The 6,483-nt window shown below is 58.1% G+C and carries 8 protein-coding genes; 6 read left to right on the top strand and 2 right to left on the bottom strand.

From position 1 onward, the window contains the following. Nucleotides 1–101: 101 nt before the first annotated feature. Nucleotides 102–932 (bottom strand): M28 family peptidase, encoded by an 831-nt coding sequence (locus RMO15_RS10330; protein ID WP_309711588.1) that lies wholly within the window; start codon nucleotides 930–932, stop codon nucleotides 102–104. Between the two features lie 43 nt (nucleotides 933–975). Between RMO15_RS10330 and RMO15_RS10325 the strand changes: the two genes are divergently transcribed. Genes RMO15_RS10325 through RMO15_RS10310 form a run of 4 tightly spaced genes read left to right on the top strand, consistent with a single transcriptional unit; the run spans nucleotide 976 to nucleotide 3,646 of the window. After that, entirely contained in the window at nucleotides 976–1,476 is a 501-nt protein-coding gene (locus RMO15_RS10325; RefSeq protein WP_309711585.1) for an N-acetyltransferase family protein, read from the top strand. Between the two features lie 49 nt (nucleotides 1,477–1,525). Then, on the top strand, nucleotides 1,526–2,119 hold the full coding sequence (locus RMO15_RS10320; protein ID WP_309711580.1) for a sigma-70 family RNA polymerase sigma factor: 594 nt from the start codon (nucleotides 1,526–1,528) through the stop codon (nucleotides 2,117–2,119). Continuing rightward, nucleotides 2,116–2,940 (top strand): hypothetical protein, encoded by an 825-nt coding sequence (locus RMO15_RS10315; RefSeq protein ID WP_309711576.1) that lies wholly within the window; start codon nucleotides 2,116–2,118, stop codon nucleotides 2,938–2,940. The genes RMO15_RS10320 and RMO15_RS10315 overlap by 4 nt, the downstream gene beginning before the upstream one ends. 52 nt (nucleotides 2,941–2,992) lie before the next feature. Beyond that, nucleotides 2,993–3,646, top strand: coding sequence for a cyclase family protein (locus tag RMO15_RS10310; RefSeq protein ID WP_309711572.1), 654 nt, complete (start codon nucleotides 2,993–2,995; stop codon nucleotides 3,644–3,646). Here the strand turns inward: RMO15_RS10310 and RMO15_RS10305 are convergent. Next, nucleotides 3,643–4,407, bottom strand: coding sequence for a hypothetical protein (locus tag RMO15_RS10305; protein WP_309711569.1), 765 nt, complete (start codon nucleotides 4,405–4,407; stop codon nucleotides 3,643–3,645). The genes RMO15_RS10310 and RMO15_RS10305 overlap by 4 nt on opposite strands. A 112-nt stretch (nucleotides 4,408–4,519) precedes the next feature. Here RMO15_RS10305 and RMO15_RS10300 point away from each other — a divergent pair, with 112 nt between their 5' ends. Both RMO15_RS10300 and RMO15_RS10295 read left to right on the top strand, forming a co-directional pair. After that, nucleotides 4,520–5,662 (top strand): Gfo/Idh/MocA family oxidoreductase, encoded by a 1,143-nt coding sequence (locus RMO15_RS10300; RefSeq protein ID WP_309711566.1) that lies wholly within the window; start codon nucleotides 4,520–4,522, stop codon nucleotides 5,660–5,662. A gap of 66 nt (nucleotides 5,663–5,728) precedes the next feature. Beyond that, the gene (locus RMO15_RS10295; protein ID WP_309711563.1) at nucleotides 5,729–6,328 is read left to right on the top strand and encodes a pentapeptide repeat-containing protein; all 600 of its coding nucleotides are present in this window, start codon (nucleotides 5,729–5,731) and stop codon (nucleotides 6,326–6,328) included. The last annotated feature ends 155 nt before the right edge of the window (nucleotides 6,329–6,483 follow it).

Genomic DNA, 6,483 nt, shown 5'->3' with positions numbered 1-6,483 from the left:
GGCTTAAGAGGGCGACGGGCACCTTCGTGCCCACTAGATTCGGTTGGCTGCGAAGGCAGCCGTAGCCCTCTTAAGCCGGAACCCTCGTGGTTCTGGCTTCTTTATTTGGCGTAGTCCAGCAGGAAGGCAAGTGTCATGCGGGCCATGCTGGTGACGTAGGCGAAATCTACTTTATCGGGGGTATCGGTGGACTTGTGGTAGTGGGGATAGCGATACTCGCCTTCGTAGAGCCCCGTGACGACGTAGCCGTGCTGCTCGAAGGGAACGTAGTCCGACGCTTCGACGGGGTCTATTTTTGTAGGGACTTTGACGACGGTTCTGGCAAGCACTTCCATGCGTGCAACGAGCTTTGCCGACGCCGCGTTGTTGCTGGGAACGCCGCCCTCGTCGCGATCCAGAAAGAGGCTCTTGGCCTTGTCCGGGTAGCCCACTTCATCGAGGTTGAAGACCAACGTGAGCTTCTCACCCTTTGCTTTGCACTCCGATGCGTAGGCCGTCGAGCCCAAGAGGTTCTGCTCCTCGCCCGAGAAGAGCACAAAACGCAGGGGATGGCGCATCGGGGTGTTTTTCAGAAGCCGAGCGACTTCAAAGAGCACTGCAACCCCAGTCGCGTTGTCATTGGCACCAGGCGCGGGGGCTTCCGGGGCTCCGAGGTTCTCTTGACGGCTGTCGAAGTGTGCACAGACTAGGATCGCTCCCCCACTGCCGCCCGACTTCTCAGCGAGGACATTGTTCAAAGGCTTGCCTTGGTGCGAGTAGACGTGGCGCTTGGGAGCATACCCGAGCGCCTGGAAGCGGCCTTCGAGGTGCCCAACAATTGCCAGGTGGTGCTTGGAGAGCGTATGCCGCGTGGGCCAGCGGGTAGCCAGTTGCTTGACCTCGCGCTCTAAGTTCGCCTGAGAGACTTCCTTCAGCAGTGCGTATTTATTCATAGATGATTGTACCGAAGTTCGTCTATAGGGTACAACTACTGATGTGAGTTTTGTTATCCGTCTTGTGCGCCCCGACGATGCTGAGTCCATTCGGGCCATTTACAACGAAGCGGTTCGTACGACAACGGCCACTTTAGACACCCAGGAGCGCGACCTTCCGACGCAGCTCGCCTGGATCGAAAAGCACCGGGGCGATCCGTATCCCGGCTTTGTCGCCGAAGACCGTGAGGGCATCATCCTAGGCTGGGCCTCGCTCTCACCGTACAACCCGAAACCAGGCTACCGTGGGACAGCGGAGAACTCGGTCTATGTGGATGTCCATGCACAAGGTAATGGGATCGGGGAGGCACTCCTACAAGCCCTGCTCGATGATGCTCCCGCGCGGGAGATTCACACCATTGTCGCCCTGATCTCCAGCGATAACGTCGCCTCACTCAAGCTCCATAAAAAGCTCGGGTTTCGCACTCTGGGAACTCTGGAGCGCGTGGGGCGCAAGTTCAACCGCGACGTGGATGTCACGATTCTCCAGCGCCACATCCCCTAACCAAAAATCCACCGATGGTTTTTGCGCCGTGGTGGCGAATTAGAGAGTAGTGAACCAGATCCTGCTCGGCCAGCGCCTCAAGAGCCTCCGACGTCCTGCCCCTGCGGCAACGGAGATCATCTCGACACGGGTATCACACTTGCAGGAGGCGCATCTTGCTACGGTCTTTGCCTTTGCCCAGCGGCGCTTGCCCACCCGCGCCGATGCAGAAGATGCCACGGCGGAGACATTTTCTGCCGCCTTTTCCGCTCTTAGCCGCTGCCCTGCCGACGAGAGCCTGCACCGTGCTTGGTTGCTGGGAATCGCTCGCAAGAAAGTGGCGGATATTCTGCGCAAGCGCTACCGCCGCAACGAGACGCTCATGGAAGTTCTGCCAGAGCGCTCCGACAGTGCTCCCACCCCAGAGACGCTCGCGCTCCGTGCCGAAGATGCCCTCCAGCTACGCCGCGCCGTGCTCTCGCTCACACCCGATCAGCGCGATGCGCTTCTCTTGAAATACACCGATGGCCTCAGTCTCGCCGAGATCGCGCAGATTCTCGGGAAGTCCGAAGCCGCCGTCAGTAGCCGCTTGCAGCGCGCCCGTAGCGCCGTCTTTGAGCGTGCCGCGTATCACTTTCTCCCCGAGGAGCCCAAAACGCCATGACCGAGTCCGAGCAAGCCCAAGCCCTAAAAGCCGCTTTCCCCGCAGAGCCCGTCAGCGAGATTCTCAAACAGCGCATCGCGAACCTCACGCCGCTCCAGCCCGTCGTCACGGGTTATAAGCTCAAGTGCCGCCACGTCTTTGCAATTTTTGCAGTTCTCTGGATCGGGCACAATATCCCCGTGGCAATCAAAGTCACGAAACAAAGTTTGGCTCCCAACAGGACACATACTCGCATGTATCGTATAGAACCAACTCCTGATGGGACGGGAGTGCAGCGTGTTCTTTTCTCGGAAAGTTGGGGCAAAGAGAGATGGCTTAAAGCCCATTTTTTGCCTAGTGATCGTGACGAAGAAACCACGCAATTATTCTTAGAGAATGTCCACTATAGCTATAAACACAAGAAAAACGAGCTTGTGATTACTCATGTAAAACCATTTAAGCCATCCGTTTTTGAAGAGTATAAAATTCTTTTCATCCAGGCACTTCCCATCCTTCTTCTTCGTACCCATGACAATCGCCCCTCTGAGTTCAGAGATGGTAAGGAGCTGCGGGTAGCTCGTATCGGAACAAGAGCCTATTACTCTGATCCCAAGTCGGAGTCTATTATTCAGATAAAGAGTTTAAAAGCAGGCGAAACGCTTATGGAGATGGAGACAAATATTTCAATTCCCGACTCTATTTTCGCCGCTGATTTCCCCAAAGATGCAAAGCGCACCGAAAATTGGCCAAAGGGTAGCAGTAGCCCACTCGCCTACCCGAGAGATCCCTGGGCAGCGCTAACGGAACAGGTTAAGCAGTACACTATGGGACAGCATCCTTAGTTTCGCTGTTTGCAGGAGGGCATCCTAGGATGCTTGTCGAACTTTCTTTGTCATGAGCAACTTAGAGATTCGTGATATTTCCTATCCGCTACGCGAGGGCTTTCCCGTGTGGCCAGGGCATGAGCCGGTGAAGCTAAAGATCGTCAAGAGCCACGAGGCGGGCGATGGGGTGCAGGTGACAGACATGGCGATTGGGTGCCACACGGGGACGCACCTCGATGCACCACGGCACTTTATCGCAGGCGGCGAGCTGGTGGACAAGCTGGATTTGAACGTGCTGATCGGCGAGTGCACGGTGGTCTGCTACGATGGTGAAGGGCCGCTGGACAAGGCGTGGTTCGAGGCGCAGAGCTTGCCCAAGCCTATCACCCGGCTGCTGCTTCACTGCACGATTCACGACGGCAAGCTGGAAGAGTCACGCTTTTTCTCCAACTACGTCGGGATCACCGAGGACGCGGCGCAGTTTTTAGTGGAGCGTGGGCTGAAGCTGATCGGCATCGACTACCTCTCAATTGGGCCGTTCTACAGCGGAAACCCGGAGACGCACCGTGCGCTTCTGGGACCTGCGGTGATTATTGTCGAAGGGCTGGACTTGCGCGACGTGTCGGCGGGAACCTACACACTGGTCTGTCTACCGCTCAGCCTGCCCACCGATGGTGCCCCCTGCCGTGCCGTGCTCCTGCCCGCCGGTACACTCGGGGCTTAGCTGGCGGATTTCGCGTAGAGGCGGCGGCGGTTTGGAGAGGAGGAGCCCTCCCCATCTTCCGAGACCGCTTTGCTCGATTTAGGTTGTTTCATGGGCTCAGCCCGCCTGAGCACCACAGGGCCTTCGTCGACAAGTGGCACCGCGTTGACATCCAGCGCGACCACTTCCTCAAGGGGTGCCAGCTCAAAGACGGGCACCTCTGGCAGGGAGAGGCACTGGATCAGGGAGTCAAGCCCCTCGATTCGCTCATTGGCATGCAGAGTCAGGCGCTGGTGGTGCTCGGTGAGCTTGTCGCGTTTTTCCCAGAGCGCATCCACCGCCTCGGAGATCTTGGCAACTTGCGACTCGAAGCCCTGCTCCTGGCTCTGGAGCGCCACCGCGATACGGGCTTTCTCCTGAAGTACCTCAGCCAGAAGCTGCTGGAGCGTCTTTTTCTTTTCATCCGCCATGGTCGCCAGCGCGGAGCGAAGCGCTTGAAGCTGCTTGGCATCGTCCGTGTCTTTGGGGAAGGCCTGGAGCATGGCATAGGCGGCCTCAACACTCAGGTTGACCACGGGAGCCGTCGTTGGAACGGGAGCTGTCGTAGCGACAAATGGTGCCGGTATGGGTTGGGCCGGAGGGGGTGTAGGAGCGGGCTGAGGAGGCGTCGGAGTAGGTAAGGGCGCAGGCGGGGCTGGTGCGGGAGCCGCCACCACCACCGGAGTTTCCTCAGGAGCTGTCCCCATCCCCACCAATCCGCGTAGCCGTTCAGTCAGTCTCATATTTCCTTTACATGGTCGGAATACTAGGACAGGAAATTTAGGCAGGAATCGGGGCACAGCACGGCCAACCTTTCTAGGGCGGTAACTTTCCCGCCACAGGAGATGGGTAGTCATGAGTAATCGTGTTGGAATCGGCGTCGTCGGATGCGGCAGTATTGGCATTCGCGGTGCACTAGATCATCTGGTTTTAGAAGACGTACAGGATCAGGTCCACTTGGCCGCCTGCTGCGACCCTGCGCCGGGTCGGGCACAAGCCGCCGCGGAGAAGTACGGAGTCGCCAAGGCCTACGAGACAGAGGACGAGCTTTTCGCCGATCCGAACGTGGACATGGTCATTATCTGCTCACCAATTGGCCTGCACTACCAGCAGGGCATCAAGGCCATTGAGGCGGGCAAGCACATCCACTTTAACAAGACCATGACGGTCACCAGCGGCGAGGCTTTAGACCTCATCGCGCGTGCCCAGGCAAAAGGCGTGCATCTCGTCGCATCCCCCGGCCAGATGCTGCGCCCCACCAACCACAAGATCCGCGAGATCATCCAGAGCGGTGGCCTTGGCAAGCTCTCGTGGGCCGTGGCGGGTGCCGCGTTTGGCTCCTACCACGAGACCGAGGGTGTCCGCACCGGCGACACCCCGCTGAGCAACATCAACCCCAGCTGGTACTGGCGCAAGCCCGGTGGCGGCCCGCTCTACGACATGACGGTTTATGCCCTGCACTCCCTTACGGGTGTTCTGGGACCGGCCAAGCGCGTCACGGCGATGTCGGGTATCGGGATCAAGACTCGTCACTTCAAAGGCGAGGCCTACGAGTGCGACGCCGACGACAACACGGTGATTCTGGCAGACTTTGGCGACAATGTCTTCGCCTTTATCCACGGGACGTTCGCCGGAATGGTGAGCGAGTTCGGCCAGCCCAGCTACTTTGGCGAGAAGGGCAGTATCGTCGGTACCAAGCTCAACGGAGAGGCGATCGACTACCCTGGCAAGTCCGAGGGGCTCTCCCCGCTGCAAGTGACGCCCCACGTCGCGGGCAAGTACGCCGCCCACGGCAAGCTCGGGGAGCACCACGTGTACGAGGACACCATGCAACTCGTGCGTTGGGTGCGAGAGGGCAAGCCCAGTATTGTCACGGCGGATCACGCCGCGCACGTCATCGAGATCATCGAGGCGGGCTATGCAGCAGCAGAAACAGGCGTGACCCAGGTGCTCAAGACCACCTTCACGCTTCCTGAGGATCTGACAGCGGCTTCGTAAAGCCCCCCTCCCCTAGCCCCTCCTCCCGACCCCGAGGAGGAGGGGCAATGCCGGGAAGTATTTTCTATGGACGAAGAATTAGAGCGTGTTGGGGAGAGTTTTAACCACGGGGCGTTTGCGGACGCTGCCTGGCAAGGTCGGCGCTTTGTGAAGTGTCGGTTTATCGGGGCGAGCTTTCAAGAAGCGGAGCTGACGGAGTGCGTTTTTGAGGAGTGTGACTTCGCAGGAGCGCAGTTCAATGCCGCAACACTCACGCAGTGCAACTTTAGTAACTGCCGCTTTGTCTCAGCGAACTTCTTTGTTGCGCAGCTTTTGCAGTGCCGCCTGCTTGGTGCAGACTTCACCGAGGCAGATATCGGAGGCGTGACCATCACGGGTTGCGATCTCAGCTTTGCCAACTTCCGCAACCAGAAACTCAAAAAGTTCGACTTTCACGACCAGAGGCTAGAGGGTGCGGACTTTCACGCCGCCGATCTCACGGAGGCAAATTTTCGTGGAGCTGATCTCAGCGGCGCAAATCTCACGGGCGCGATTCTGAAAAAGACCAATCTCGTTGGGGCGATCCTGGATCGGATTGACTTTCGCACGGTCACTCTCGACAAGACCAAACTCGACATGAGCCAGGCGACCTACTTTGCCCGCTGCTACGGCGCTGAGATTGGCTAGCCCCGCGATTTGATTTGGGTGTGACTCATTTTGGTTGAAGGAGTTGGGGGTGGCAATTTCAGGCATAATGTCTGTACCACAAAAATAACGCCAGGAGACTGCCATGACCCCCAACTCCCAAGAAATTGTACAACAGATCAAAGACAAATTCGAAG

Source organism: Armatimonas sp., assembly GCF_031410135.1.
Taxonomy (GTDB): domain Bacteria; phylum Armatimonadota; class Armatimonadia; order Armatimonadales; family Armatimonadaceae; genus Armatimonas.
The sequence above is the reverse complement of the archived record's forward strand: the minus strand, read 5'-3'. Positions and strand labels throughout refer to the sequence as shown.

Excerpts from the sequence above, each read along its gene's own strand:
- RMO15_RS10295 (WP_309711563.1), top strand. The coding sequence starts at position 5,729 with ATGGACGAAGAATTAGAGCGTGTTGGGGAGAGTTTTAACCACGGGGCG.
- RMO15_RS10330 (WP_309711588.1), bottom strand. The coding sequence starts at position 932 with ATGAATAAATACGCACTGCTGAAGGAAGTCTCTCAGGCGAACTTAGAG.
- RMO15_RS10315 (WP_309711576.1), top strand. The coding sequence starts at position 2,116 with ATGACCGAGTCCGAGCAAGCCCAAGCCCTAAAAGCCGCTTTCCCCGCA.
- RMO15_RS10305 (WP_309711569.1), bottom strand. The coding sequence starts at position 4,407 with ATGAGACTGACTGAACGGCTACGCGGATTGGTGGGGATGGGGACAGCT.
- RMO15_RS10300 (WP_309711566.1), top strand. The coding sequence starts at position 4,520 with ATGAGTAATCGTGTTGGAATCGGCGTCGTCGGATGCGGCAGTATTGGC.
- RMO15_RS10310 (WP_309711572.1), top strand. The coding sequence starts at position 2,993 with ATGAGCAACTTAGAGATTCGTGATATTTCCTATCCGCTACGCGAGGGC.